The sequence below is a fragment of the Qipengyuania sp. genome (assembly GCF_042095715.1).
In the GTDB taxonomy this organism is placed as follows: Bacteria; Pseudomonadota; Alphaproteobacteria; order Sphingomonadales; family Sphingomonadaceae; genus Qipengyuania.
Genome location: NZ_JBELMO010000006.1, coordinates 45,397 through 72,352 on the forward strand (window position 1 = coordinate 45,397; position 26,956 = coordinate 72,352).

18 protein-coding genes are annotated in these 26,956 nt (G+C 60.9%); 8 read left to right on the plus strand and 10 right to left on the minus strand.

Annotated elements, in window-relative coordinates; genetic code table 11:
- Positions 1 to 36: 36 nt before the first annotated feature.
- From ACFDTG_RS03335 to ACFDTG_RS03355, 5 genes are all read left to right on the plus strand, one after another.
- A complete protein-coding gene (locus ACFDTG_RS03335) occupies positions 37 to 1,899 on the plus strand; it encodes a copper resistance system multicopper oxidase (protein ID WP_160728999.1) in 1,863 nt (620 codons plus the stop codon).
- Entirely contained in the window at positions 1,896 to 3,047 is a 1,152-nt protein-coding gene (locus tag ACFDTG_RS03340; protein ID WP_160728998.1) for a copper resistance protein B, read from the plus strand. Before ACFDTG_RS03335 ends, ACFDTG_RS03340 begins: the two co-directional genes overlap by 4 nt.
- Positions 3,048 to 3,064: 17 nt before the next feature.
- Entirely contained in the window at positions 3,065 to 3,625 is a 561-nt protein-coding gene (locus tag ACFDTG_RS03345; RefSeq protein ID WP_225871716.1) for a nuclear transport factor 2 family protein, read from the plus strand.
- Positions 3,626 to 3,631: 6 nt separating this feature from the next.
- A complete protein-coding gene (locus tag ACFDTG_RS03350; protein WP_174539187.1) occupies positions 3,632 to 4,369 on the plus strand; it encodes a PepSY domain-containing protein in 738 nt (245 codons plus the stop codon).
- A gap of 106 nt (positions 4,370 to 4,475) precedes the next feature.
- On the plus strand, positions 4,476 to 6,941 hold the full coding sequence (locus ACFDTG_RS03355; RefSeq protein ID WP_063612664.1) for a membrane-bound PQQ-dependent dehydrogenase, glucose/quinate/shikimate family: 2,466 nt from the start codon (positions 4,476 to 4,478) through the stop codon (positions 6,939 to 6,941).
- A 129-nt stretch (positions 6,942 to 7,070) separates the two neighbouring features.
- Here the strand turns inward: ACFDTG_RS03355 and ACFDTG_RS03360 are convergent, their stop codons facing one another.
- The 7 genes from ACFDTG_RS03360 to ACFDTG_RS03390 form a co-directional block, all read right to left on the minus strand.
- A complete protein-coding gene (locus ACFDTG_RS03360; RefSeq protein ID WP_063612665.1) occupies positions 7,071 to 9,434 on the minus strand; it encodes a heavy metal translocating P-type ATPase in 2,364 nt (787 codons plus the stop codon).
- Between the two features lie 12 nt (positions 9,435 to 9,446).
- Positions 9,447 to 10,985, minus strand: a complete 1,539-nt coding sequence (locus tag ACFDTG_RS03365; protein ID WP_067505942.1) for a multicopper oxidase family protein — start codon at positions 10,983 to 10,985, stop codon at positions 9,447 to 9,449.
- 173 nt (positions 10,986 to 11,158) lie between these two features.
- Positions 11,159 to 11,542, minus strand: coding sequence for a copper-binding protein (locus tag ACFDTG_RS03370; RefSeq protein ID WP_202392052.1), 384 nt, complete (start codon positions 11,540 to 11,542; stop codon positions 11,159 to 11,161).
- The gene (locus ACFDTG_RS03375) at positions 11,521 to 14,688 is read right to left on the minus strand and encodes an efflux RND transporter permease subunit (RefSeq protein ID WP_160728997.1); all 3,168 of its coding nucleotides are present in this window, start codon (positions 14,686 to 14,688) and stop codon (positions 11,521 to 11,523) included. The genes ACFDTG_RS03370 and ACFDTG_RS03375 overlap by 22 nt, the downstream gene beginning before the upstream one ends.
- The gene (locus tag ACFDTG_RS03380) at positions 14,685 to 16,202 is read right to left on the minus strand and encodes an efflux RND transporter periplasmic adaptor subunit (protein ID WP_375289637.1); all 1,518 of its coding nucleotides are present in this window, start codon (positions 16,200 to 16,202) and stop codon (positions 14,685 to 14,687) included. Before ACFDTG_RS03380 ends, ACFDTG_RS03375 begins: the two co-directional genes overlap by 4 nt.
- Entirely contained in the window at positions 16,199 to 17,434 is a 1,236-nt protein-coding gene (locus ACFDTG_RS03385) for a TolC family protein (RefSeq protein WP_063506157.1), read from the minus strand. Before ACFDTG_RS03385 ends, ACFDTG_RS03380 begins: the two co-directional genes overlap by 4 nt.
- Positions 17,435 to 18,015: 581 nt before the next feature.
- Positions 18,016 to 18,459: a CBS domain-containing protein gene (locus ACFDTG_RS03390; protein WP_050600430.1), complete on the minus strand. Its 444-nt coding sequence runs from the start codon at positions 18,457 to 18,459 to the stop codon at positions 18,016 to 18,018.
- A 346-nt stretch (positions 18,460 to 18,805) separates the two neighbouring features.
- On the opposite strand from ACFDTG_RS03390, the gene ACFDTG_RS03395 reads away from it, so the two are divergent.
- Positions 18,806 to 21,346: an NAD-dependent epimerase/dehydratase family protein gene (locus ACFDTG_RS03395; RefSeq protein ID WP_050600431.1), complete on the plus strand. Its 2,541-nt coding sequence runs from the start codon at positions 18,806 to 18,808 to the stop codon at positions 21,344 to 21,346.
- A gap of 801 nt (positions 21,347 to 22,147) precedes the next feature.
- On the opposite strand, the gene ACFDTG_RS03400 is transcribed toward ACFDTG_RS03395, so the two are convergent.
- The gene (locus tag ACFDTG_RS03400; protein WP_050600433.1) at positions 22,148 to 22,765 is read right to left on the minus strand and encodes a cation transporter; all 618 of its coding nucleotides are present in this window, start codon (positions 22,763 to 22,765) and stop codon (positions 22,148 to 22,150) included.
- Positions 22,766 to 22,839: 74 nt separating this feature from the next.
- Here ACFDTG_RS03400 and ACFDTG_RS03405 point away from each other — a divergent pair, with 74 nt between their 5' ends.
- Together ACFDTG_RS03405 and ACFDTG_RS03410 are read left to right on the plus strand one after the other, a co-directional pair.
- Complete coding sequence (locus ACFDTG_RS03405) at positions 22,840 to 23,238, plus strand: helix-turn-helix domain-containing protein (protein WP_050600434.1); 399 nt, start codon at positions 22,840 to 22,842, stop codon at positions 23,236 to 23,238.
- Entirely contained in the window at positions 23,235 to 23,561 is a 327-nt protein-coding gene (locus ACFDTG_RS03410) for a YnfA family protein (RefSeq protein WP_050600435.1), read from the plus strand. The genes ACFDTG_RS03405 and ACFDTG_RS03410 overlap by 4 nt, the downstream gene beginning before the upstream one ends.
- Before the next feature lie 246 nt (positions 23,562 to 23,807).
- Here the strand turns inward: ACFDTG_RS03410 and ACFDTG_RS03415 are convergent, their stop codons facing one another.
- Together ACFDTG_RS03415 and ACFDTG_RS03420 are read right to left on the minus strand one after the other, a co-directional pair.
- Positions 23,808 to 26,060: a TonB-dependent receptor family protein gene (locus ACFDTG_RS03415; RefSeq protein ID WP_375289638.1), complete on the minus strand. Its 2,253-nt coding sequence runs from the start codon at positions 26,058 to 26,060 to the stop codon at positions 23,808 to 23,810.
- A 440-nt stretch (positions 26,061 to 26,500) separates the two neighbouring features.
- Positions 26,501 to 26,956, minus strand: a 456-nt coding sequence (locus tag ACFDTG_RS03420; protein WP_375289639.1) for a cation diffusion facilitator family transporter, incomplete at its 5' end; no start/stop codon positions are given.

Sequence of the window (26,956 nt, forward strand, 5' to 3'; positions counted from 1 at the left end):
AGGATAGGGCAAACCTCCTTCGAACAGGACTTTCTCATGCAAGCAATCAATCGACGCAAATTCCTGGGCTCGAGTATCGTCGCCGGCGGCCTGTTTGGTGCCACCGCCGCGATGCCCGCCTGGGCGCGCGGCGGCAACATGAATGGCGCGACGATCCGCCAGGGTTTCGATGAAGTATCCGGCCGCAATATCGATCTAACCATCGCGCGCGGCCCGCGAATTGTTCAGGGCCGTAGCGGTATGGGAGTGGCGGTGAACGGTAGCGTTCCCGGTCCGCTGGTGCGGCTGAAAGAAGGCGATCCTGTCAATCTCAATGTGACAAATGCGCTGGACGAAGACAGTTCGATCCACTGGCACGGACTGCTTGTGCCGTTTCAGTTCGATGGTGTGCCCGGTGTGAGCTTTCCCGGAATCCGGCCGCGGCAGACATTCACCTACGAAATGCCCGCCATACGGCAGGCTGGCACCTATTGGTGGCATAGCCATTCCGGCCTGCAGGAACAGGCCGGGCATTACGGGCCCATCATCGTCGATCCTACCGGACCCGATCCGGTGCAGGCCGACTACGATTACGTGATGCTGCTCAGCGAATTTACGCCGATGCATCCCCACACAATCATGTCGAAGCTGAAGAAGGGCGAGGGGTACTTCAATTACCAGCAACGCACGTTGACCGATGATTATCCGCTGACCGGAGAAGAGCGCCGGATGTGGGCAGAAATGCGCATGATGCCGACAGATATCCTCGACGTCACGGGCTCGACCTACACTTACCTCGCCAATGGACACGGTCCCGAAGAAGGGCTGGAATATCTGTTTTCGCGCGGCAAGCGGGTCCGCATCCGGGTGATCAATGGCAGCGCCATGTCCTTTTACAACGTCCGTATTCCCGGGCTGAAATTCTGGGTCGTAGCGGCCGACGGTCTCAACGTGAGGCCGGTCGAGGTCGAAGAGTTCCAGATCGGCACCGCCGAGACCTACGATATAGTCGTCGAACCGACCGGCGAAGCGCATACCATCGTCGCGGAAAGCATGGATCGCTCGGGCATGGCGGTCGCGACGCTTGCCAGCCGCCCCGGTGCCCGCGCGCCTGTCCCCGCGCTGCGCGATCCGCCGCTCCTGACGATGGCCGATATGGGCATGGCGGGTATGGGTGGCATGGCTGGAATGGAAGGTGACATGTCAGGCATGGATCATAGCGCGATGGGACATGGAACCTCGCCGCCGGACGGTATGGACATGAGCGACAGCGGCGACGGGTCAAGCGAGGGAGCGATGGCCGGAATGGCTGGAATGTCGATGGGCGGCATGGACATGCGCGACACGTCCAGGCTGCCACCCGATGTGAAGGTCAGTCCAGGCATAGACATGGTTGCCATGAACCCGCAGGACCGGATGGGCGATCCTGGTATCGGCCTCGACAAGGTTCCGCATAAGGTGCTGAACTACAAGGATCTGGTCGCGCTCGAACCGAATGACGATCTGCGCACGCCGTCGCGCCAGATGGAAATTCATCTCACCGGGAACATGGAACGCTACATGTGGTCGTTCGACGGCGAGAAGTTCTCGGCCGTCAGCGACGAGCCGATCCGCTTTGCCTATAACGAACGGGTTCGGGTCAAGCTGGTCAACAACACCATGATGGCGCACCCGATCCACCTTCACGGTCATTTCTTCGAGCTCGTCAACGGCGCACCTGCCGATCGCCAACCACAAAAGCACACGGTGGTCGTGCAGCCCGGCGGCTTCGCCCAGTTCGATCTCACCGCCGACGAGCCAGGAGACTGGGCGTTTCACTGCCATCTTCTCTATCACATGCATGCCGGCATGTTCCAGATCGTAACGGTCGCGCAGGAAGCAGGGCAACCAGACGTACAGCGCGTGGGAGAGAGCGGATGAAGTATATGATCGCGCTCATGCTCGCCGGAACGGCAACGCCCGCCTTCGCGCAAGACCATGGCCATAACCATTCCATGCCGATGCAGCCTGCCGACCCGCAGGACGCAGAGGAGGCCGCCGAAGAGGAAGGCAGCGGAGAGGATGCTTCGCCGCCATCCTCCGCAATGCCCATGGACCATTCGCAAATGGACCATGGTGCAATGGATCACCAATCCATGCAGCCGCAAGGTGAAGGTAGCCCCGAGATGCCGCAACCCATGGGCCAGTCACCTGTAGACCACTCACAGATGGATCATTCGCAAATGGGCCATGGGTCGATGGATCAGTCCGGAGTGGTCGACGACCAAGCGGGCGGAGAAATGGACCATTCCGCCATGGGTCATGAGGCGATGGCGATGGACATTCCCTCGGGTCCGCCGCCCGCTTCCGCGGGTTCGGGCCCTGCACGCGCCGCAGATGCCATATGGGGTGTTGAGGCAATGCGCGAGAGCCGTGAGCAGTTGCGCGATGAACAGGGCGGCCAGACATATTTCTGGTTCCAGGGTGACCGCGTCGAATACCGCGCGCGCGAAGGATCCGACGGCTATCTGTTCGACCTTCAGGGGTATTACGGTGGCGATCTCGACAAATTCTGGTTCAAATCGGAAGGTGAAGGCAGTTTCGGCGAGAAGATCGAAAGCGCCGAAGTCCAGGCGCTCTACAGTCGCGCTATCGCGCCGTTTTTCGATTTCCAGGCCGGTATCCGGCAGGATTTCGCGCCATTGGACCGCACCTATGCGGTGGTCGGCATCCAGGGCCTCGCACCCTATCTGTTCGAGGTGGATGCCGCCGCATTCCTGTCCGACAAAGGCGACCTGACGGCGCGCATTGAGGCCGAGCTCGACCAGCGAATTACCCAGCGCCTGGTCCTTCAACCCCGTGTGGAAGCGTCCTTTTCGGCGCAGGACGTGCCTGAACTGGGCATCGGTGCGGGCTTGGATACAGTCGAAGCCGGCCTTCGCCTGCGTTATCATTTCGCGCGTGAGTTCGCGCCCTATATCGGGATCGATCAGGAATGGAGGATCGGTCAGAGCGCCGACTACGCACGCGCCGAAGGAGAAGATCCCAGCGTGACGAATTATGTCGTCGGCATACGGTTCTGGTTCTGAGTAACAAGGAAAGTTCGATGCACACTACAATCATTCGGGGCGTGGCCGCTGCGGCGCTTGCTTTATCCGCGGCACCGGCGTTGGCCCAGGACATGGACCATTCCGCGCATGGGGAGCATTCGCAATCGAAGCAGATGGACCATTCGGCGCAGGGCATGAACCAGGCGGATCATATGGCGGCCATGAACGACGACGTCGCGGGGGCGGAGGCTGCTCTCACAGCGTATCGTAACGCGCTGACGGCGCGCGATGCTGAGGCCATGACAGCCTTGTTTGCGGAAGAATCCTTCGTTTACGAGAACGGAAAGGATGAAGGCAGCTTCACGAACTACATGGCGCATCACCTGGGGCCTGAACTGGACGCGATCACCAGTTTCACCTTCGGTGAGCCGACCGTTGCAGTCACCCGGATGGGACACATGGCTTACGGCCGGGAAACCTATACCTACCGGATTGAACTGGCGGATGGACGCGTGATCGATCGCGAAGGCGTGGCAACGTCGGTACTCACGCACGACGCCAATGGCTGGAAGATCGTGCAATACCATTCATCGTCGCGTCCTCCCCGCAACCAATAAGACCTCATGGCGTCGGTTCCAGCTCTACGAAAGCCGTCACGCAAGCTGCGGCTGCACATATTCGGCAGCAAGCTGCATAAGTGGCTCGCGCTTGTTGTCGGCGTGCAGGTGCTGTTGTGGATGGGAACCGGCGCTATCATGTCCTTTCTCAAGATCGAGCAGGTACGGTCCGAGCACGTCATATCGCGCGAGGCCGAAACACTCGATCCTGAGTTTCCGGCGCCGCAATGGTTGGTGGATCGACAGGGCATCGTTGCCGTGACGACCAAGTCCGTAGCTGGCCGTCCCCTCGTTCAAGTCGAGCGTAGCGATGGCTCGATGACGCTTCATGAGACCGAGACCGGAACGAGGGTATCTCCCCTCCCACTCGCCGATGCCCAGGCCATCGCTTCGCGGGCCTGGACCGGTCCCGAGACCTCGATCACCGGTGCTAAGCTGATCGAGCGCCCGATAGGAACAGAGTTCCGAGGTCCGTTTCCGGCGTGGCAAATCACCTTCTCCGATCCAGACGCGACGAGGCTCTACATCGATGCGTCGAGCGGCGCGATTCTCGCCGCTCGAAGCGATACCTGGCGCTTCTTCGACTTCGTCTGGGGCTTGCACATCATGGACTGGACCCAGCGCGACCGGATCAACAGCTGGTGGCTGCTGCTTTTCGGAATCGGTGGAACGGTCATCGCGTTGTCGGGCTTTGTACTGCTGGCGAACCGGTTCCCGAAACTGCGCCGCAGAAAGGTCCGGTGATCTATCCAAGGTATCCAATAATCGCGCTAATGATAGAAAGGCGCAATGTCATCCCTGCCCAGAAGTATCGGGAAAGTTTGCCAAGATCAAAACAGCGAGGCCCGTCATGAACAGTTCCGAACAAACCGCACCTCATCGAAAGGTTTCGATTCTACCGCGGATAGTCGCGATTCTGATCGGACTCATCGGTGCAACACTGTTTGCCGGTGGCATCTGGCTCGCAATCCTTGGCGGCTCGCTTTACTATGGGCTGACCGGCGCGGCGCTGCTTGCTTCCGCCTATTTCATCTTTCGCGGGAAAGCCTTGGGCGCGTGGATTTACGTCGGCATCTATATGGTGACCGTGCCCTGGGCATTATGGGAGAGCGGCAATGATCCGTGGGCGCTCGTGCCGCGGCTTGTTGGTCCGACCGTTCTCCTCGCTCTGGTCGCTTTGGTTTCACCCCGCCTTTATCGGCCGACAAGATGGCCAGTTGCACTTGCAGGGGCTGGGGGAGCGGTGGTGTTCCTTGCGGTTGCACTCTGGGTTGCATCGGCATCGGGCCCCGATCCGGTGAGGGGGGAACTCCCGATAGCCCAGGCCGGGATAGAGTTCGAGGATGTGGGCGTTGACTGGCCAGCCTGGGGAGGAACCCATTCAGGTCAGCGTTATTCGCAGTTGGATCAGATCACACCGGCCAATGTCGGCGGCCTGAAGCGCGCATGGATAGCACATACCGGCGATCTGCCCCTAGGTGCGGGTGAAGGCAAATACGCCCCAGAAACGACCCCGCTGAAGATCGGCGACCGTTTGTATCTGTGCTCGGCGATGAATATTCTCATCGCGCTCGACGCGCAAACCGGCGCGGAAATCTGGCGCCACGATCCACAAGTCTCCACCGCCGCCATTCCCTATTCGGCCTCCTGCCGCGGCGTGACCGCCTACACCCGCCCACGGGACAGCGGCACACAGCTTTCCGGAGGCGCCCAAGGCTCTCCTTCCCAGAATGGAGGCGCGCCGCTCGTACCTTCGAGAGCTGCAGCGAATTGCGCGATGCGCATTATTGAAGGGACGCTCGATGGCCGTCTCATCGCCGTCGATGCCGAAACCGGCCGCCCCTGCGCCGACTTTGGCGTCAACGGCGAGGTCGATATCAAAGAGGGCATGGGCCAGACATATCCAGGCATGGTGGCGATCACGGCTCCTCCGGTGATCGTGCGCGGCAACATCGTGACGGGCCATCAGGTTCTCGACGGGCAGCGCAACAGCGCACCGTCGGGCGTAATCCAGGCGTTTGACGCCGTTACCGGGGAGCGCGCCTGGGCATGGGATATGGGGCGTCCGGGAGAATTTGGCGAACCTGCTCCAGGCGAGCAATTCACGCGCGGGACGCCCAATATGTGGACGACGGCTTCGGCGGACGAGGAATTCGGTCTCGTCTACCTTCCCATGGGCAACAGCGCGGTCGATTACTGGAGTTCGGATCGCAGTCCACAGGAAAACGAATTCTCGACGGCGCTCGTGGCATTGGACGGCGAGACGGGCGAGCCACGCTGGCGTTTCCAGACCGTATACAAGGACGTCTGGGACTACGACCTCGGGAGCCAGGCAACGCTTGTCGATCTGCCGGGCGGAACGCCGGCGATTATTCTCCCGTCGAAGCAGGGCGAGATCTACATTCTCGACCGACGTACCGGTCGACCGCTGCACACCGTGATCGAGCGCGCCGTGCCGCAAGGTGGTGTGGAGCCCGCCGAGCGCACCGCCACGCAGCCCTATTCGGGCTTTGCGACGCTGCGCAGACCCTCTCTCGAAGAACGCGACATGTGGGGCATGACGCCAATCGACCAGATGATCTGCCGCATCCAGTATCGGCAGTCGGCCTATGATGGCTACTATACGCCTCCCACGTCAGATCGCCGGTGGATCCAGTATCCCGGTTACAATGGTGGATCCGACTGGGGATCGGTGGCGATCGATCCGCGCCGCGGAGTGATCTACGCCAACTATAACGACATGCCCAACCACAACCGCCTCGTCCCTCGCGCAGTGGCGGACGAAAAGGGATGGGAGCCGCGCGGCCCGCAGGGCAATCAAGGTGGCGGTGGTTCTGAAGGTGAAGGCTCGCCCCAGACCGGTACGCCGTTCGCCATCGACGTCAACGCGGGCTGGCGGCTCGGGCTGACCGGCCTTCTGTGTAAAGAGCCGCCTTATGGCGGCATTCGTGCGATCGACATGAGTAGCGGCGAGACGCTATGGGACCGGCCCTTCGGTTCGGCACGCGCAAACGGTCCCTGGGGTCTTGCTCTTGGCATTCCGTTCACGATCGGTACGCCCAACAATGGCGGCGGTGTCGTGACGGCAGGAGGACTGCTGTTCATTGCCGCGACGACCGACAATCTGATCCGCGCGATCGACGTAGAAACCGGTGAAACCGTCTGGACCGACGTCCTGCCGGGCGGCGGCCAAGCCAACGTGATGACCTACTCCCAGGACGGCCGCCAGTATGTCGTGGTTATGGCAGGCGGGCATCATTTCATGAAGACACCTGTCAGCGACGCAATAGTAGCCTACGCGCTGCCCTGGAACTAGCTAAGGAGAAATCACTGGGCAGAGGGATTGCCTGCCAGCGTTCCTAGGCAGAACCGGCATTGATCGCTTCAAGCTTCGTGTCCGTCATCACAAATAAGGCCATTTGCCGCTTCGTGACACCCCGGTTTTCTAGCGATTATTTCGATCCTGCACTTGCATTTCGAAAACCGGAAGCTTCACCCCCCGCAATCGCAAAGCATTGGCAATAACCGAAACCGATGATAGGCTCATCGCCGCTGCCGCAATCATCGGGTTGAGCAGCAGTCCAAACGCCGGGAACAGCACCCCTGCGGCAACCGGTATCCCGAGCGTGTTATAGGCAAAGGCGAAGAACAGGTTCTGGCGGATGTTGCGCATGGTCGCGCGCGACAGGATGATTGCCTGCACTACCCCGGTCAGATCACCACGCACCAATGTTACACCGGCGCTTTCGATCGCTACATCCGTGCCCGTTCCCATGGCAATGCCGACATCGGCGGCTGCCAGAGCCGGCGCATCGTTTATACCATCGCCCGCCATGGCGACGCGGCGTCCTTCACTCTTCAGCCTTTCAATCTCGCGGTGCTTGTCCTCGGGCGAGACATTGGCGTGCACCTCGTCGATGCCCATTTCCCGCGCGACCGCTTCAGCCGTTGCTCGGCTATCGCCGGTCAGCATGACCACGCGGATATCGCGAGCGTGCAAAGCGGCGATGGCTGCCGCGCTGGTCGGCTTGATCGGATCGGCCACCGCGATCATCCCCGCAGGGTGCCCATCGAATGCGACAAACATCACTGTTTGTCCTTGCGAGCGACCGCTTTCCGCAGAGCCCAGCCAGACATCGTCATCGATCCCCACCCGCCGCATCATCTTTTCATTGCCGATGGCGATGCGACGATTCTGTACATTCGCCTCGACGCCTTCCCCCGTGGTCGAAGCCAGGTCTGTGGCTTCGGCAGGCGAAACACCGCGGGCCCGCGCGCCTTCTACTATGGCGTGCGCGAGCGGGTGTTCGCTGCCCATCTCGACGCCCGCGACCGCGGCAAGGAATTCGGTTTCGTTGATACCCTCGACCGGGTCGACCGCAACCAGGTCAGGCTTACCCATCGTCAACGTGCCGGTCTTGTCGACCACCAACGTATCGATCTTCTCCAATGTCTCCAGTGCTTCGGCATTGCGGATCAGGATGCCATGCTGCGCGCCCTTGCCTGTGCCGGTCATCACCGACATCGGCGTGGCAAGCCCCAGCGCGCAGGGACAGGCGATAATCAGAACAGCAATCGCATTGACCAACGCATAGGCAAGCGCTGGCGCGGGACCCCAGATGGCCCACACCGCAAAGGTGACGATCGCAACAACCACGACCGCAGGAACGAACCAGCCCGCGACCTGGTCCGCGAGCCGCTGGATCGGCGCGCGGCTGCGCTGCGCCTCGGCAACCATCTGGACGATCTTGGACAGCATCGTGTCCTTGCCGACATTGGTGGCACGCATGATGAAGCCGCCGGTCTGGTTCACGGTCCCGCCGATAACCGTATCGCCCGCGCGCTTGGTCACGGGCAGAGGCTCGCCGCTGACCATGGATTCGTCGATCGCGCTTGAACCCTCCTCGATTTCGCCATCGACCGGCACTTTATCGCCGGGCCGCACTCGCAAGCGGTTGCCGGTCGCCAATTCGTCAAGCGGCACTTCGCGTTCGTCGCCATTGCCGAATATCTTCACCGCCGAGGGAGGTGCGAGTTCGAGCAGCGCCCTCAGGGCGCTGGAAGTCGAACCGCGCGCCTTGAGTTCGAGTACCTGGCCCAGAAGCACGAGCGTGGTGATAACCGCCGCCGCCTCGTAATAAACGCCCACGCGCCCCGAGTGGTCGCGGAAGGCAGGCGGGAACAGATCCGGCAGCGCCGTTGCCACGAGGCTGAACACATAGGCAATGCCCACGCCGATCCCGATCAGCGTAAACATGTTGAGATTGCGGGTCTTGAGCGATTGCCAGGCCCGGACGAAGAAGGGCCAGCCGCCCCACAGGACCACCGGCGTGGCAAGGAGGAACTGCGCCCATTGCGCCCTGGCAGGCTCAATCAGGCGGTCGAAGCTGATCCCCGGGATCATGTCTCCCATTGCATAGACAAACAGCGGCAGCGTCAGGAGCGCGCTCCACCAGAACCGGCGGCGCATGTCGACCAGTTCCGGATCGGGCCCTTCATCCAGGCTGACAGTCTCGGGTTCGAGCGCCATTCCGCAGATCGGGCATGAGCCGGGACCGGGCTGGCGGATCTCCGGGTGCATCGGACAGGTGTAGATAGTGCCTTCCGGCACGTCCTCAACAGCATCGAGATGCGCGTTCGACAGATAGAGCTGGGGGTCCAGGAGGAATTTGTCGTGGCAGCGCGAAGAACAGAAATAGTGCTCCGCCCCCTCATGCTTGGCCTTGTGTTTCGCGCCGTCGATCTCGACGCTCATCCCGCAGACCGGATCGATCGCGGTTCCCTTGATCACGCTTTCATCCCTGCTCATGACCATTCCTTCCTAGCTGTTCACCACGACGAACTGCCCCATCATGCCCGCATCCTCGTGTTCGAGGATGTGGCAGTGATACATGTAGGGCGTGTCCGGGTCGCTATGTTCCTCGAAGCGCAGCAGCACGCGCACCTGCTCGCGCGGATTGACAATAACCGTGTCCTTGAAACCGGTTTCCAGTGGCGGGGGCGCGTGGCCATCGCGGTCGATCACACGAAACTGGACGTTATGAATATGAAAAGGGTGGGCCATCATCGAAGCGTTGGCGATTTCCCAGATTTCCCACTGGCCGACGGGCACCCGCTCGTTGATGACATTCATGTCCATGCTGGCACCATTGATAGACATCCCGCCGCCCATCATGCCCATATCGAGCACGAACCTCCGGGTTCGCACTGCAAGTGAAGGGTCGAGTGCTGGTAGCGCGGCAAGCTGCGGCGGCAGATTCCTTCTCGGCGAGGAGCCAGAGGGTCTGATATCGAGGATCCGGAACGGCTCGTCCGTCCGGGCATCGTCGCGGCGTCGGCCCATCATACCGCCGCCCATCATGCCGCCGCCGTTGCCCATCATGCCCATCGAATTGTCCGGACTGGTCGCCAGAAGGCTGAGTGGGCGCCCCTCGGAAAGATCGACGAGGATCTGCGCCCGCTCACCCGGTGCGAGCCTGAGCGAGCGGACTGCATGCGGGCGATCCAGCAAGCCGCCATCGCTCGCGATGAGCTCCATGGTCTGACCACCGGACAGCGAGAAATCGTAGAAGCGTGCGTTCGATCCATTGAGGATCCGCAAGCGTAACTGACCGGTCCGAGCGTCAAACACCGCGTTTTGCGTGCCATTGACGTAGAGTCGATCCCCGCGCACGCCCATCATTTGCGCATGCATATTCTGCGGATAGAGGAGCTTGCCGGAGTTATCGAGCACGCGGTCCTGAACGATAAGCGGAATATCATCCACGCCGTATTCGCTCGGCAGGTCCAGCGCGTCCTCTTCATCATCACGGACATAGATCGGCGCGGCAAGACCAGCATAGACCTGCGGTCCCGTGCCGCGATGCAGGTGCGAATGATACCAATAGAGAGAGGCACGCTGGCGAACTTCGAAAGACGGGCTCCAGCGCGCGCCGGGGCGGATAAGCTGGTGCGGTCCGCCATCCGCAGCGGCGGGAAGCTCGAACCCGTGCCAGTGGACTGTCGCGCCGTCGTCCAAGCCGTTGTCGACATGCAACCGGACCCGCTCGCCGCGGCGCATCTCCAATGTCGGACCAAGATAAGGCGCGTTTATACCGATCGTAGGCGAAACGACCCCGGGAACGAATTCCTTCTGCCCCGCGGATATCGACAGTCGAAAGACCCGTTCGCCTTGTTCGACAATTCCCTGATTGAGCTCGGGAATGGCGAGCGGATTGGCGCCGGCTCCATCCGCACTAAACAGCGAATTTTGCGCTTCGCATGCAGACAAGGGAAGTGCCACGAGGCCGGCAGCCGCTGTGCCAGCCCGTCGCAGCAAGGCACGACGGTTGAGGCTGGATGCAATCGACCACTGGTCCATCTTACTTGCTCCGGAGATATTTGATCAGTGCAGCGATGCCCAACACCATGAGGATGGTCAGCAATAAGCAGAACAGGCCCATGATCCCCATCATGGCCGCTGGCATGTCACCGTTCATCATCGTACTTCTCCTATTGTGCCGACCCCGAAAATGATCCGGGGCCGGTTCACAATTACTTCTTGGTGATCGAAGTGATCGTGTTGCCGCCTTCGCCGGTTGTGAAGTCGAACGAGATCGTGTCGCCAACCGCCACGTCCTGACGCAGCTGTTCGTCGGCTTGGAACCCCATCGTCATGGCGGGCCATTCGATCGCGGGGACAGCGCCGTGATCGACTGTGATCGTTCCCGCATCGGCGTCGATGGCGGTGACGATCCCTTCGGCGCTGGCGGTCCGCATCGCGCCATCCGATCCCATCATCGGCATGTCGCTATCGTCCATCGGCATCTGAACGTCTGCCATGGCCGTGTCGTCCATCGCTTCGGTATCGTCGCCCGAGTCGCACGCGGCGAGAGCCAGCGGCGCTGCCAATAGGGTCACGAGGGTTGTAATACGCATTCTTCTTCTCCTTCGAGGGGTTTGGACCGTTTGGCCCTGGGCCGCCGCATCATCAGAAAGGCGGCGGGAAGTACGAACATTGAAAGCAGCGGGGCGGTGATCATCCCGCCGATCATCGGGGCCGCGATACGGCTCATCACCTCGGATCCGGCGCCAGTGCCGATCAGGATCGGAAAAAGTCCAGCGAGGATCACGGCGACGGTCATCGCCTTGGGCCGGACGCGCAGCAGCGCGCCTTCGCGGATGGCTGCCGATACCTCCTCGGCATCGAGATCGCCCTCCCGCCGTTCCAGCGCGGCCTTCAGGTAGATCAGCATGACCACTCCGAATTCCGCTGACACGCCTGCCAGCGCAATGAACCCGACGGCGGTGGCGACGGATTGGTTGTATCCCATCAGGTAAAGTAACCAGAACCCGCCGGTCAGCGCGAATGGCAGCGTGCCCATGATCAGCAGCGCCTCGTCGAAGCGGCGGAAGATCAGGTAAAGTAGCAGGAAAATGATCGCCAGCGTCGCCGGTACGACGATCTGCAACCGCTCGTAAGCGCGCGTCAAATATTCGAACTGCCCAGCATAGGACAGGCTGACGCCGGCGGGCAGATCGACCTCGGCACCGATTGCCTCCTGCAAATCGCCCACCACCGAGGTGAGGTCGCGCCCGCGTACATCGACATAGACATAGCTCGTCGGCCGGCCTTGCTCGCTCTTGAGCATGGGCGGCCCGCTGGTCACGCGGACGTCCGCCACTGTACCAAGCGTAATCTGCTGTCCCGCGGGGGTTAGAACCGGAAGATTGCGCAGCTCATCGACGCTGTCGCGAATCTCGCGCGGATAGCGGACATTGACCGGATAACGGGCCAACCCCTCCACCGTACGCGCGACATTTGCGCCGCCGATCGCGCCCGATACAATCTGCTGCACATCGGCGATGTTGAGCCCGTAGCGGGCTGCTTCCAGACGATTGATATCGACATCGACATAGCGCCCGCCTGAAAGCCTTTCGGCCAGGGCCGAACTGACGCCCGGCACCTCCTTCGCAATCTGTTCGACCTGTAGCGCCACTCGTTCGATTTCGCCCAAATCTTCGCCCGAGACCTTGACCCCGATGGGGCTCTTTATGCCGGTGGCGAGCATGTCGATGCGGTTGCGGATTGGGGGCACCCAGACATTGGCGAGGCCCGGAACCCGGACCACGCGATCGAGTTCTTCCACCAGCTTGTCAGGCGTCATCCCTTCGCGCCATTCCTCGCGCGGCTTGAAGCTGATCGTCGTCTCGAACATCGTCAGCGGCGCGGGATCGGTGGCCGTATCAGCGCGGCCCGCCTTGCCGAAAACGGTATCGACTTCGGGCACCGTTTTGATCAGGCGGTCGGTCCGCTGAAGCAGGGCCGAGGCTTCCCCCGGTGAAAGTCCGGGAAGCGCGCTCGGCATGTAGAGAAGATCGCCCTCGTCGAGCGGCGGGAGAAACTCGCCGCCCAGCCGCGTAAAAGGCACCAGCGTCGTCGCGAATATCAGTCCTGCGATGACCAGCGTCGCCTTCGGACGCCGCATCACCCAGTCGAGCCCCGGACGATAGGCACGGGTCAGCGCCTTGTTGATCGGGTTGCTGTCTTCCCGCGGTATCTTGCCGCGGATCAGCCATCCCATGAGGACCGGAACCAGCGTGATCGAGAGGATTGCAGCCGCTGCCATCGCGTAGGTCTTGGTGAAGGCCAGCGGAGCGAAGAGCCGTCCCTCCTGTGCCTGCAAAGTGAAGACCGGCAGGAACGAAAGGGTGATAATCAGCAGGCTGAAAAACAGCGCCGGACCGACTTCCTTGGAAGCATCCGCGACGATCCGCCAACGCTCCTCACCCGACATGACCGTATCGGGATTTTCCTCGGTCCATCGCTCGATGTGCTTGTGCGCGTTCTCGATCATCACGACCGCCGCATCGACCATCGCGCCGATCGCAATGGCGATCCCGCCAAGCGACATGATGTTGGCGTTCACGCCCTGGAAGCGCATCACCAGAAAGGCTGCCAGAACACCCAGCGGCAAGGTCACCACGGCGACCAGCGCAGAGCGGGCGTGCCACAGAAACAGCAGGCACACGAGCGCAACGACGACGAATTCCTCGATCAGCTTGGTGGTGAGGTTATCGACTGAGGCATCGATCAACTGCGATCGGTCATAGGTGGTGACGATCTCGACCCCTTCGGGCAGGCTTGCCTGCAACTGGTCGAGCTTCGCTTCGACCGCCTCGATCGCACCGCGCGCGTCGGCGCCTTGCCGCAGAATGACGATGCCGCCTGCGACTTCGCCCTGGCCGTTCAGCTCGGCGATACCGCGGCGCAGTTCGGGGCCGATTTGCACATTGGCGACATCGCCAAGCGTCACCGGCACACCGCCCGCTTCGGCGCGCAAAGGGATCGAGCGGAAATCATCGAGACTGCCGAGATAGCCCGACGAACGCACCATGAATTCCGCTTCGCCCATCTCGACGATGGAACCGCCTGCCTCCTGGTTGCCTGCCTGGATCGCGCTCACGATTTGGCCGTGGGTCACTCCGAAGGAAGCCATGCGGTAGGGGTCGAGCACGATCTGGTACTGCTTGACCATGCCGCCCACACTGGCGACCTCGGCGATCCCAGGTATAGTCTTCAGCTCGTAGCGCAGGAACCAGTCCTGCAGGCTGCGCAGTCCGGCCAGATCGTGGCCGCCGCTGCGGTCGACCAAGGCGTATTCGTAGATCCATCCCACGCCGGTCGCGTCAGGGCCGAGAGTACTTTCGACTCCGTCAGGCAAGCGGTTCTGGACCTGGTTGAGGTATTCGAGCACGCGCGAGCGCGCCCAGTAGAGATCGGTCCCGTCCTCGAAAATCACATAGACATAGCTATCGCCGAAAAACGAATAGCCTCGCACGGTCTTTGCTCCCGGCACCGAGAGCATGGTCGTCGCCAGTGGATAGGTAACCTGGTCCTCCACGATACGCGGGGCCTGCCCGGCATAGTTGGAGCGGATAACCACCTGCACGTCGGACAAATCGGGAAGCGCATCGACAGGGGTGGTCCGCACTGCCCAGAAGCCGGCGAGCGCCAGGCCGATCGCCGCCAGAACCACGAAAAGGCGGTTGGCGATCGAACTGTCAATGATCCGCGCGATCATTGGCCGGTCTTCCGGATCGAGACGATGCGCGGACCGGTGCTTGCCTGAACGAAGGTAAAGGTCACCCGGTCGCCGCGTTGGAAACCGCGAACCTGGGCCGGACCTTCAGTGGCAAAACCCATCGTCATGGCTGGCCATTCCAGAGCTTCGACCGGCCCGTGCCGCAAGGTAATGCTGCGGGAAGTGATGCGTTCGATCGTACCTGTGGCTCGATAGGTGCGCGGCTCGTCCGCATCCGCCTGCGCCTGTGCGCCTTCTTCACCGGCAGCCGTCGGTGCATCATCGATGGGACGTACATCGATACCCGCAAGGCTGGCTTCGGAATCGAGCAGGAACTGGCCGGAGGTAACCACCTCCTCGCCTGCCGCGAGGCCCGCGAGAACTTCGGTGCGGCCGCCTGCTTCTCGCCCGATCCGGACTTCGACAGGTCGGTATCCTCCGCTTTCCTGAGTGATCATCACCAGCGTGCGTTCGCCGGTGCGGATCACGGCCTCCGACGGGATGAGCAATGCTTCACGCCGTTCAGGAGCGATCGTGACCTGCGCAAACATGCCCGGTTTCAGGCGAAGGCCGGGGTTGGGCATCGCCGCGCGCACGGTAATCGTCCGGCTTGCCTCCTGTGCACTCGGCAGGATGGCAATGATCCGCCCTGCAAATCGCTCGCCAGGAAAAGCGGTGAGCGTCACGCTTACCGGCTGTCCCACGCGGGCGCTTCCCGCAAGGGCCTCGGGCACAGCGGCCTCGAGCCAGATCGGACTGTAGCCGCTGATTTCGGCGAGGCTTTGGCCTGCCATGACGGTCATGCCCGGCCTTACACCGAGCGAGGTAATCGCGCCCGATTGCGGCGCGGTGACGGTGATCGTCGATTGGGGTCTCCCGCTTCGAGCCACCGAGGAGATCACGCCTTCCGGCATCCCGAGCAATCGAAGGCGCTGGCGGGCTGCACTGGTAAGCGCCGCGTCGCCAGTGGCCGCCACGGCAAGAAATTCCTGCTGGGCGCCGCCCCATTCGGGCACCAGCAAATCGACGACCGGCGCGCCTTTCGCGATCAGATCCTGCGGGGCGTGGCCGTATGTTCGCTGAACATAGCCGCCCGCGCGTGGCTGGACGATCGCTACCTCGCTGCCATTGTAGGCAAGCGTGCCGGTCACCGTCGTTTCCGGTTCCAGCACGCCGTATTCGGCCTCGGCAGTGCGGATCCCGAAGTTCTGGACCATTCCGGAATCGATGCTGACCCCTTCGCCAGCCTGCGCATCGCCGCCCGCGCATTTGGGAACCAGCTGCATGTCCATGAATGGCGACTTGCCCGGCTCGTCGAAGCGCTGATCCGGCACCATCGGATCGTACCAGTAGAGCACTTCTTCGCAGCCGGCATCGGCAGCGGCGTCACCGCCATCGCTGCCGCCGCCGAGCATCGACAGACCGTAGCCAGCCCCCAGGCTGATCAGGGCTATACCCGCCGCCGCTGCATAAGAACGCTGGCGCGGCGAAAGACGTTCGAACACGGCTTTCATGGCCTGTCCTCCCCATATGTAAGTCGTAGAGTTGCAGCGGCTTCGACAGCCATCTGTTCGCGTTCGAGAATCTCGAGTTCGAGCAATGCCAGCGCAGATTTGGCCGCGATCACTTCAACGAGGTCGGCGCGTCCAGCAGCGAAGCTGGCGGTTTCTAGGTCGGCACGGTCGCGCGCGAGCGGGAGAAGCTGGTCACGCGCACGTTCCCATTGCTGTAGCGCGCTGCGCCATTCAGCAAGATCGGTTTCGAACCGGGCCCTGATCGCCCTCAGGCGGTCGACGCGCTCGGCCGAGGCGGCAGCAGCGTCTGCTTCGGCCGCCGCGATGCGCGGATTCTGCCGCCTGTCAGTGAAGATTGGCAAAGTGACCGATCCCATGACCGATATGACACTGCCAAAATCAGGATTACGGTGTCCATAAGTCACGCTGACGCCGAAATCAGGTCGCTTTTCAGCGCGTGCCAGATCGGCTGCAGCTTCGGCACGTCGCTGCTCGGCATCCGCCAGACGCAATTCCGGATTGGCCTCCAACGCGAACCGAAGCTCTTCCGGGTCCACGGTAACTTGGGGAGCGCCCCCCGCAGCGACGGGCTCGCTTCCGGCGATATATCGCTGCAGCCGGGCACGCGCGGCTGCGCGCGCGGCCTCGATCCGGGTAATGGCATCCTCGATTTCGAGAAGCTCGCGCCGGATCGCAAGGCTTTCGGCAGGTCTGGCCGATCCCGAAGCGACGGCACTGACTGCGACCGGAACGAAGTCCCTTAAGCTGTCCAGAGAGTCGCGCGCAAGAGCGAGGCGCTGCTGAGCATAATACAGGCCAATCCAAGCCGTCCCGGCCTCGGCGAGGATGGAACGTTCGGACAAGCCAAGACGGGCTTCGGCAATACCGATTTCGGATCCGGCAAGGCCGTATCGTGCTCGCCGCCTGGCAAGATTGGGAATTTCCTGCTCGATGCCCACCGCGAGCTGCGTCGGCAATTGCGCATACGGATTAAATGCAGCGGGTCCGGTGACCGGCAAGTTCATCACGCCTGCACGAACGCGTGGATCGGGCAATTCGTCCGCTGCGTCCGCAGCATCGCGCCTCGCCTGTACACGCAAAGCGCCCGCTTCAAGCATGGGCTGTTCCGCCCGCGCCGCCGCAAGGGTTTCTTCATAGCCGACCGACTGCGCTTGGGCAGCCTGCGCGACCAGCAGGGCCGAAAACGGCACCCAACCAATTCGCCAGTTCATAAATCTCACTCGTGCAGAGCGAGCTGACGACATAACATGCCGCACCGGCGAAGACCGGTTCGTGCGGCTGCATCGTTCGTCAGTCTCGCAAAAGTCGCAACGCGCCTTCAGGGAAAACTAGACGGTGAGGATTGGTTTTGGAGGAGGCGATTCCGGTCGCGGTGGATCTGTTTCAAACCACGGGGCCGCAGAAACAAGGTAGCTCGGTACCAAACGAAGGGGCGCACCCTCCATTTCAGTCGCATTCGACAGAGCCAAAGGCGGCAAGCAATTCATGGCAATCACGCAATCGAGCGTCATGCTGGAACATGGTCCTGCCGGATCGGTGGATGTATCGTTATCGGCCATCTCGGCACAGTCGCTCATCTCCGCCGCCTCGATCTGAGGAAGGGCTGCCGCATTCGCTCCAACCTGGACAAAGAGTCCGAAGCCAAAAAGGATCAAGGTCAAGGTACGAATGAACTTCACCGGCCCGAGATAGTCGGGGGCGAGGCGATTGACAAGTAACGAGCGATTGCGGACGGGGACCGATCAGATCGCCCCGTCCGCTTTATCCGCGTAAAATCAATAGTCTTGTGCGACTAGCAGCATCCCGCCGAAGCTGGCTCCGAACTGGCCTCCGATACCTCGCGCACGAGGTCGCCGGTTTCCTTCTCAGCTGCGCTTCTGGCGATATCGGCCTGCGCAACGATGCCGCAGCATTTGCCTTCGTCATCGACCACCGGAAGCCGCCGAACCTGATTGTCTTCCATCTTGGTGCAGCATTCGTCGACGCTTGCATCGGCGGTGACAGTAACAGGTGATGATGTCATCACCTCCTCAACGCGTTGGTCGGAGGAATTGCCTTTGGCAACACAGCGGCAGGCGATGTCCCTGTCGGTCACCACGCCCACCAACGCACCGGAATCATCGACAACGGGGATTTGGCCGCAATCATTATCGACCATCAGTAAAGCTGCCTCTTGCACGGTGCTCGATGGATTGCAGCATGCGGGGTTCGATGTCATTACGTCTTGGGCCTTCATGTCGCCTCCTACTCTTCGAAAATTGTAGTTTGATATGACAGAACTACGGTCTCCCCTTACCATGTGTTCCTATTTCAAAGCCGACTCGTTGGTCTTTCGCGCTGGTCCGTATTATCGGCTGCCGAGGAAACCCGAGGCTCGGCAGGAAGGGTGCCGTTAGTTAAATCCAATGCCCGCTCGCTGCGGAAATTGCTCTCGATGTGAGGGAAATCGATCGTTATTTCGTAACAGGGAGAAGGACTGCGTTTTCCCGCACGCTTTCGGGTTGGAAACTCTGTTAGATTGAGGTTTTTAGGCACCGCTCAAGGGTCGTGAGGTCGTTCAAAGTCGAAGCAAGGATCATATCTTGACTGACAACTCCGATAAACCTGTCGTGATCGTTACTGGCTCGAGCGGCTATATCGGCTCAGCCATCGTAAAGAAGCTTGCAGCGAGATACCGCGTGATCGGATTCGACCGCGACGCCGCTCCCCATCCCCCGGCAGAGGCCGAATGCGTCTGTGTCGATGTCACCGACCAGGCGAGCATCGATGCCGCCTTCGAACGCGTTCGAACCGCCTATGGCAAAAGGATCGCCTCCTTCGTCCACCTTGCTGCCTATTTCGATCTTACCGGTGAACCGAACCCCAAATATGACGCGGTGACGGTCAAGGGAACCGGTCGATTGCTCGACGCACTTCAGGATTTCGAAATCGACCAGTTCGTGTTCGTGAGCACGATGCTGGCCCATGCCCCCATCAAGGGCGGCGGGCTGATCGACGAGACCTCGCCGCTGGACACGGATCTGCCCTACCGCGAATCGAAGGTCCGCACCGAGCAGTTGATCCGCGAGAAGCGCGGCGACATCGATGCGGTCTTCGTGCGGCCTGCGGGCGTATACGACGATGAAGGCCATTCGGCGTTTCTGGCACAGCAGGTCGCGCGAATTTACGAGAAGCGGCCGAGCGCCCGCGTCTATCCCGGTGACCTCGACACCGGACAGCCATATTTGCACCTTGAGGATTTGCTCGACGGGATCGAGCGAATCGTCGACCGGCGGAGCGAGCTTCCCAGTGAATGGCCGGTTCTTCTCGGCGAAGATGACGTGATGTCCTATGGCGAACTGCAAAAGTCGCTTGGACGCCTGATCCACGATGAGGACTGGACGACGCGCACGGTGCCGAAGGGCCTCGCCAAGACCGGCGCCTGGGTCGAAAACGAAGTGCTTGGCGAAGAGACTTTCATCCGGCCGTGGATGGTGGACATTTCGGACGACCACTACGAACTCGATCTCAGCAATGCGCGGGAAAGGCTGGACTGGACGCCGCAGCACAGGCTGAGGACCGCCCTCCCGCGGATCGTCGAAGGTCTGAAAGCCGATCCTTCGGCCTGGTACGCTGAGAACAAGCTCAATGCCGCGCGGGTGGCCGGCAGCAATTTCGATGAAGCCGATGAGGCAGAGCCTGCCCCGCTAAGCGAAGATGCTCTGGCGGACCACGCCGGTCACATGCGCAAGATGCATTTCAACATGCTCTGGGTTCATTGGTTTACGATGTTGCTCGGCCTATGGCTCGCGACCACACCGTTTGTCTTCGGGACCTTCGACCAGAGCGAATTTACCGCTGCAGTCACGCGCATAACCGAGGATCGCGATCTCTGGGATCCCGCGCTACGAAGCTGGCTGACAGCCTGGAACGATTTGGTGAGCGGCGTGCTGATCATGATCTTCGCGGCCATTTCCCTTTCGCCGCGCGGAGGCTGGGCGCAATGGGCGAACACCTGTATCGGCATCTGGCTGCTCGGCGCCCCGTTGCTGTTCTGGACGCCCGATGCTGCCGTCTATGCCAACGACACTTTCATCGGCGCACTGGTGATCGCTTTCACCATCCTGGTGCCCATGATGCCGGGCATGGCTCCGGAAGGCATGATGGACGACAGCGACGTGCCGCCGGGTTGGACCTATTCGCCCTCGACCTATGTCCAGCGCATGCCGATCATTATTCTCGGCGCCGTCGGTTTCTTTCTTTCACGTATCCTCACGGCATATCAGCTCGGCCATATCGACGGCGTGTGGGAGCCGTTCTTCGCTTCGCCAAGCGCGCTCAACGGGACCGAATACATCATTACCTCCGATGTCTCCAAGGCCTGGCCGGTGGCCGATGGCGGCATCGGTGCGATGAGCTACATGTTCGAGATCCTGATGGGCGTCATGGGCGGCAGGGCCCGCTGGCGGACCATGCCCTGGATGGTGACACTGTTCGGCATCGTCGTCGTGCCCCTCGGCGTGATCAGCATCTACTTCATCATCATCCAGCCGATCATGATCGGCACCTATTGCACGATCTGCCTCATGGCGGCGGCCGCGATGCTGATCATGATCCCCTATTCGCTCGACGAGCTGGTCGCGATGGGCCAGTTCCTGGTTCTCAACACGCGGCGCGGGCGACCGTTCTGGCGCTCGTTCTTCCGCGGCGACGCGCTGCCAGGCGGCAGCAAGGACTCACATCCCGGTTTCGATGCTCCGCTCGCGGCGATCGGCGGTTCGGCGGCGCGCGGGGTCACGGTCCCATGGACATTGGCCATCAGTGTGCTGATCGGTGCTTTCCTGATGTTCTCCAGGCTCGTTCTTGGGAATGTACCGCCTCTTGCTGACAGCGACCATCTGGTCGGCGCGCTGGTCATCACGGTATCGGTAATTGCCATGGCGGAGGTCGCAAGGCCATTGCGCTTTCTCAACGTCGCGTTCGGTGCCTGGCTCATCGTGGCTCCGTGGCTTATGGACGGAGGCGCCAGTACTGTTGGCAACGTTGTCGGTACGATGCTCGGAGCGCTTCTGATTGTACTGAGCCTGCCAAGAGGGCATCGGAGCGACGAACATTACGGAAGCTGGGACCGGTTCGTTGTTTAGCGGATCGGCATGGCGATGGCGGAGCCAATGCAATAGGATGGTGAGCTTTGGAGCCTATTAATACGGGTAGGCCCGAAGCAGTGTGGCGGGGCGCGCATCCCGCCCTGTGGATCGCCATTTTCGGCGGACTGATTGCCTTCGCCTGGGAAATGTTCCAGCTCCCGTTCTACAGCACTGACGGGCTTGGTCCTGTTGAAGCCGCATACCGATGTGGTCTGGCATCGTTCGGTGACGCGGGTATCATGGTGGCGGCCTATCTGGGCGCCTCGTTGGGAAACCGCCGAACACCTTGGCTTGTCGACTGGCCAATATCCCGCTTCCTTATCTATCTCGCCATCGGTCTCGCGATAACATCCGTGGTCGAAATATTGGCCGTTGGGGCTGCCTGGGGCTGGACCTACAGTCCCACTATGCCGCTAGTCCCTGGGACAAAGATCGGACTCGTTCCCATAATCATGTGGGTTCTTGTCCCGACCGCGACCCTTTGGCTCTCACGAAAAATGGGACTTGGGTCAGCCTAGTCGAAGCGAGCGAAAGTGATTCCTAATGAGCAGCGGTCGCCGGGATGAGCAGCGCGACGAATTGCATCAAGACTGTCACCATCAGGAGAGACAATCGTTACCCGGCCGCCGAAAACATCACCGTCTCCGGAGTCCACCGCAAGGATGGTTTTGATGGACCAGTACTCATGCGGTCACCTGCAATAATTGAAAGCGGTTGGCCTTCAATGGGCTTTGAAAGGAAGTTAGCGTAAGCCAGCAGAGGTCGTGCTATCACGTAACTGCCTGTCGGAGTCCCTTCTCAAGCAGAGCGCAACTCACCGCGCGCTTGACCGAATACCTCAATACTGCCCCAAATTGCTAGGCTGGCCATAATGGCGGCCACGACCAGGTCGGGCCACGCGCGCCCGGTTCCGAAGACACCCAGCGCCGCGCCCAGAACCGCTACATTGCCGATCGCGTCGTTGCGCGAGCAAATCCACACCGAGCGCATGTTGGCATCACCCGTGCGAAACCGGAACAACATCGCGGCAACTGCGAGATTCACCGCAAGCGCGACGGTTCCGATAATGCCCATGGTCCCGGCGTCCGGCGAGGCACCGACAAAGAAACCCCAGATCGCGGAGCCAAGCACCCATAGCCCGAACGCCAGCATGGTCGCTGCTTTGGCAATGGCTGCGCAAGCGCGCCACGCAAGCGCCATTCCGGCAACGCAGAGACTTATGGCGTAATTTGCCGCATCGCCCAGAAAATCGAGTGCGTCAGCCTGCAATGCACGCGAATCAGCAGCAAGGCCCGCCACGATTTCGACGCTGAACATAACCGCATTGAGAATGAGAGCGATCCACAGGATACGGCGCCACAGCGGATCATTATTCGCCTCGACGTCCTCGACAGGACCGCAGCAATTTTTTCCCATTCGCTCGACTCCTTGTGTCGAATCGATTTATACACCTTGTAGTCGCTACAAGGTCAAGCGATCGAGGGAAGCCTATGCGGATCGGTGAACTCGCCCGCGCGGCGGGCGTAAAAGCGGAAACCATCCGTTACTATGAACGCGAGGGCGTTCTCGCGTCCCCGCCCCGCACACAGGCCAACTATCGCGACTACGGTCCCGAGCACGCCCGGAGACTGAATTTCATTCGCCGCGCGCGCGACCTGGGGTTTTCCATGACGCGCATTCGCGAACTTCTCGAACTGGCCGACGACCGGTCGCGGGCCTGCCATGCGGTCGACACGCTGGCACGAGCGCACCTGGGCGAAGTCAACCGCAAGATTGCCGATCTGGAGGCTCTCCGAAGGGAACTGCGCCGGATGCTGGAAAACTGCGAGCAAGGAACGGTCGGCACCTGTCTGGTCATTGAAGCGCTCGCCGAGGGGACTGAAGCGTGAACGCGATATGGATCTATCCCCTTGCCGCGCTCGCCGAGATTGCGGGGTGCTTTGCGTTCTGGGCCTGGTTCAGAATGGACAGGAGCGCCTGGTGGCTCCTTCCCGGAGTATTGGCGCTCGTGTTGTTCGCCTATCTCCTTGCTCGCATTGAGGCGGATGCTGCAGGGCGAGCCTTCGCCGCCTATGGCGGCGTCTATATCACCGCGTCGCTTGGCTGGCTCTGGCTCGTCGAAGATACACAGCCGGATCGCTGGGATCTGCTAGGAGCATTGATCTGCCTCGGCGGTGCCACAGTCATCCTTTTCGCGCCACGCGTGGCCTGAAAGATCGCGACGAATCCCTGATACTGAAAACACCGGTCGACTTTTCAGGGATACGATTGTCGTTCGAGAACCAGGATTCGCGGACGAGCTCACCCCCAGGCGTCCGCAACAGTCTTGGTGGGGAGTTCCGCCCTGCCCAATCCCGTCTGGCATTCGATCTAGGGTCAGCTTTCATCTCAGTTCTCGCCTCCAAGCACGCAAAATGAAGGGGGCGCGAACATCAACGCCAAAAGCCTCACGCGGAGTTTAAAAACTGACCCGAGCACCACCCACAATGCGCCGCGGAACCCCTGGTCGCAGACCGAACGGGCGCCTGCTCACGGCGTATTGATTGTCGAGAACATTGTCGACGCGCGCAAACAGGGAGAATTTGTCAGTCAGCGCGTAACTTCCCGCAATATCGAAGACGATGCGATCATCGATCCTCTCGTTTTCAGCAACGGCTCCGCTTCCTGGATTGTCGCGCAACTCGGAAACGTAGTTGGCGCCAACGGTAGCCGCCGCACGTCCCATGTTTACCCCCGCTTCGACATAGAGCTGATGGCGCGCGATGCACGGCAGGTCATCGCCTTCGTTTACGTCGCCAAAAAATTCGCTGTCGAAGCTGCTGTCGAATTCTGCATCCGTGAACGTGTAGGCAAGCGAGAGCGGGAACGAGACCGAATTGGAAAGGCGAGGTTCAACCGCCGCCGACAGTTCCAGCCCTTTGACCGTAACCGCGCCGCCATTGAACTGATCGCCAATATCACCGACGCTGCAGCCCACGGATTGAGTGCAGTTGCCCAGAAGGTTCGAGTAGTCGTTGTAGAAGCCGATCGCGGAGACCTGGACCTTGTCGCTCCGATAGCGGACCCCGGCTTCGTAGTTCCAGCTTTCCTCGGCCCGTGCATCAGGATTGCCTGGACCGGGAGGTGAGAAACCGCGCGACACACCTGCCAGCAATATGGCATCACCCAACTCGTAGGTGGCGCCAAGACCTGGCAACCACTGATCGATATTGGTCTGACGGACACGTGTCGGCCCATTTGAGCGATCCGGGTCCGACCCGGCATAGTCGAGCCGGGTCAGGTCAATCCCTTCATACCTCAAGCCGGGAGTCAGTGTCAGGGCACCGATCTCGATCCGGTCCTCGATATAGAACGCGATCGCCTTTGCTTTCGCTTCCCGGTTGGCTTGCTGACCAAGATCGGTCTGCCGTTCGAAGACGAGATCACCCCCGATCTGTGAGTAGAATTCCTCGTTTTGCAGCCTGTCTTCCTCATCCTCGTGGTAGCGGACAGATACGGCAAGGTTGTGCCTCGCGCCGCCCATCTCGAAGGGGCGCTCAAGCGAAATCTGAGCGCCTTCGCTGCGATAGACGCGGTTGTTGTTCCGTATGCGAACCGCGCCCTCGAAGCTATCCGCCCCGCGCAAGATGCTAAGCGCCCCGGCATTGTCCTCTGGATTAACGAAAACCGAGCTAATTGAATCGAAGCTGCCATCGCCGTCGAAGTCGATATCCTGGAGCTTGGACCAGCTGCGGGCAAAGTCGTTCCGGTACAGCGTAGCTGTGATCCTCGTTCCGTCAGAAAATGCCAAGCTGCCGGTAACGCGATATTGATCGTGCTCACCGGAAAAAGCGTCGCGCTGGCTTGCCGCATAGCGACGATAGGGCTCCGCGGCGAAATCGGTGTCGGCAAGTCCAAGGTACGTCTCGTTGGCTTCAAGGTCCGATCGGCCATAGACGAATTCCAGTCGCGCCTCGACAGGCGCGTCCGGTGCTGTGTGAACAGCCAAGCGTCCACGGTAATCCTGTCGCTCGAAACCGGTGTCGGCGTCGGGAAGCCCATCAATCGTCTTGAAGCCGTCGCTGCCCTGCTGGTAGGTTTCAAGCAGCGCGCCGACGTAGTCCGTGTCTCCACCGACCCAGGCCTGTCCCTGATAATAGTCGCGCGACCCGTATTGCCCGAAAGCGTAGCCAGCCAGCCCGTCGGCCGGAATGTCGGTCGACCGAAGATTGACCGCCCCGCCGATCGTACGGGGCCCATAGCGAATGGCGGCGGCCCCTTTCGTGACTTCGACCGCCTGCATGCGCCCGATGGCCGGGAAATAATACGCTGCCGGCGCGGCATAGGGAGCAGGCGCGATCAGCACGCCGTCTTCCATGAGCGTGATGTTGCTCGAACGTTCGACCGGACTGCCGCGCAGACCGATATTCGGGAACAAGCCGAACCCGTCTTCCTCCTGCGTGTTGATGCCGGGGACCTGCCGCAGGACGCGATTTACATCCCCGTAATCGAACCGGCGCAGATCCTCGCTGTCGATAAGATCGGCCGATCCCGCGATACGGTAGGGATCGATCCGGCCGCCGACCACGATGATCGAATCCACCGGATTCTCCCGGCGCTCGTCTGCAATCTGTTCGGCGCGCACCTCTCCGTCATCAGGCCCGGTAGTCTCTTGTGCCACCGCCGGTGCGGACAAAGCGATTGCGAGGGACGAGACGGTAGTACGATACATAAAAACTTCCTGTTCTCCGAGTGTGGAAATCCGGGCCCTAACCTTATTGCGATTGCCTCGCAAGAGCAAAAACACGCTTTGGGAAAACTTCTCGGTAGCGCTCGTGCGCGTAGCTGTGCAGCGCAGCGCGGGGGATTTGCGACACCGATGAGGCAAGGATGTGGTGATTTACCTGAGCTTCAAAGAGTAAGCCTGCGGTCGGCTGTTTTCCTTTGTAACCGAGCAACTGCAACGCATTTAACACCTTGCGCAGCGCGGTCCTTTTTGCACGAGCAGGGCCAGGCCGATGGCAAGCCCGACAATCCTCGCAAGCCTGAGTTAGGGTTGTTCAACGAACACTCGTACGCACCCAAACCTTGCGGCCGAGCTTTGACGGCCCGGGTTTCCGGTTTTTCAGCAATTATCGTGGTCTGCAGACGTCATCGAATACGCACACAAATCTAAGGCTGATGGGGTCCGCCAACTTCATGCGGATGTGCGGTTTGATGCGCGGGAACGAGATCGGCTTCGCAGTCCGTTTCAAAGCACGCTTCGAATGTCGCATGCTCAATTTGAAATTCTTCTTTCAACATCGACCTAGCCCGGCCCTTCACTTTCTCGAATTGCTCAAGTGAAGCGCCTTCAGGGGTTACATGCGTTTCCAGCGCCCGGTGATGCTCGCCGATCGACCAGACATGAACATGATGTACTCCGTCGATCCCATCCAAATTTTCGAGTGCCGAAACGATCCGATCAAACTCCAGCTCGTCGGGAACCGCGCCCATCAAGAGCCGTACGGTCCTCGGCATCAGGGTCACCCCCTGCCAGATGACATAACCGGCGATGATCAGGGTGATGATCAGATCCGCGAGGTAGAGATCGTATAGCAGGATCAGCGCGCCAGCGACGATCACACC

Excerpts from the sequence above, each read along its gene's own strand:
- ACFDTG_RS03375 (WP_160728997.1), bottom strand. The coding sequence starts at position 14,688 with ATGATCGCGCGGATCATTGACAGTTCGATCGCCAACCGCCTTTTCGTG.
- ACFDTG_RS03355 (WP_063612664.1), top strand. The coding sequence starts at position 4,476 with ATGAACAGTTCCGAACAAACCGCACCTCATCGAAAGGTTTCGATTCTA.
- ACFDTG_RS03360 (WP_063612665.1), bottom strand. The coding sequence starts at position 9,434 with ATGAGCAGGGATGAAAGCGTGATCAAGGGAACCGCGATCGATCCGGTC.
- ACFDTG_RS03340 (WP_160728998.1), top strand. The coding sequence starts at position 1,896 with ATGAAGTATATGATCGCGCTCATGCTCGCCGGAACGGCAACGCCCGCC.
- ACFDTG_RS03350 (WP_174539187.1), top strand. The coding sequence starts at position 3,632 with ATGGCGTCGGTTCCAGCTCTACGAAAGCCGTCACGCAAGCTGCGGCTG.
- ACFDTG_RS03365 (WP_067505942.1), bottom strand. The coding sequence starts at position 10,985 with ATGGACCAGTGGTCGATTGCATCCAGCCTCAACCGTCGTGCCTTGCTG.
- ACFDTG_RS03390 (WP_050600430.1), bottom strand. The coding sequence starts at position 18,459 with ATGAAGGCCCAAGACGTAATGACATCGAACCCCGCATGCTGCAATCCA.
- ACFDTG_RS03345 (WP_225871716.1), top strand. The coding sequence starts at position 3,065 with ATGCACACTACAATCATTCGGGGCGTGGCCGCTGCGGCGCTTGCTTTA.
- ACFDTG_RS03385 (WP_063506157.1), bottom strand. The coding sequence starts at position 17,434 with ATGAACTGGCGAATTGGTTGGGTGCCGTTTTCGGCCCTGCTGGTCGCG.
- ACFDTG_RS03405 (WP_050600434.1), top strand. The coding sequence starts at position 22,840 with ATGCGGATCGGTGAACTCGCCCGCGCGGCGGGCGTAAAAGCGGAAACC.
- ACFDTG_RS03415 (WP_375289638.1), bottom strand. The coding sequence starts at position 26,060 with ATGTATCGTACTACCGTCTCGTCCCTCGCAATCGCTTTGTCCGCACCG.
- ACFDTG_RS03400 (WP_050600433.1), bottom strand. The coding sequence starts at position 22,765 with ATGGGAAAAAATTGCTGCGGTCCTGTCGAGGACGTCGAGGCGAATAAT.
- ACFDTG_RS03380 (WP_375289637.1), bottom strand. The coding sequence starts at position 16,202 with ATGAAAGCCGTGTTCGAACGTCTTTCGCCGCGCCAGCGTTCTTATGCA.
- ACFDTG_RS03370 (WP_202392052.1), bottom strand. The coding sequence starts at position 11,542 with ATGCGTATTACAACCCTCGTGACCCTATTGGCAGCGCCGCTGGCTCTC.
- ACFDTG_RS03335 (WP_160728999.1), top strand. The coding sequence starts at position 37 with ATGCAAGCAATCAATCGACGCAAATTCCTGGGCTCGAGTATCGTCGCC.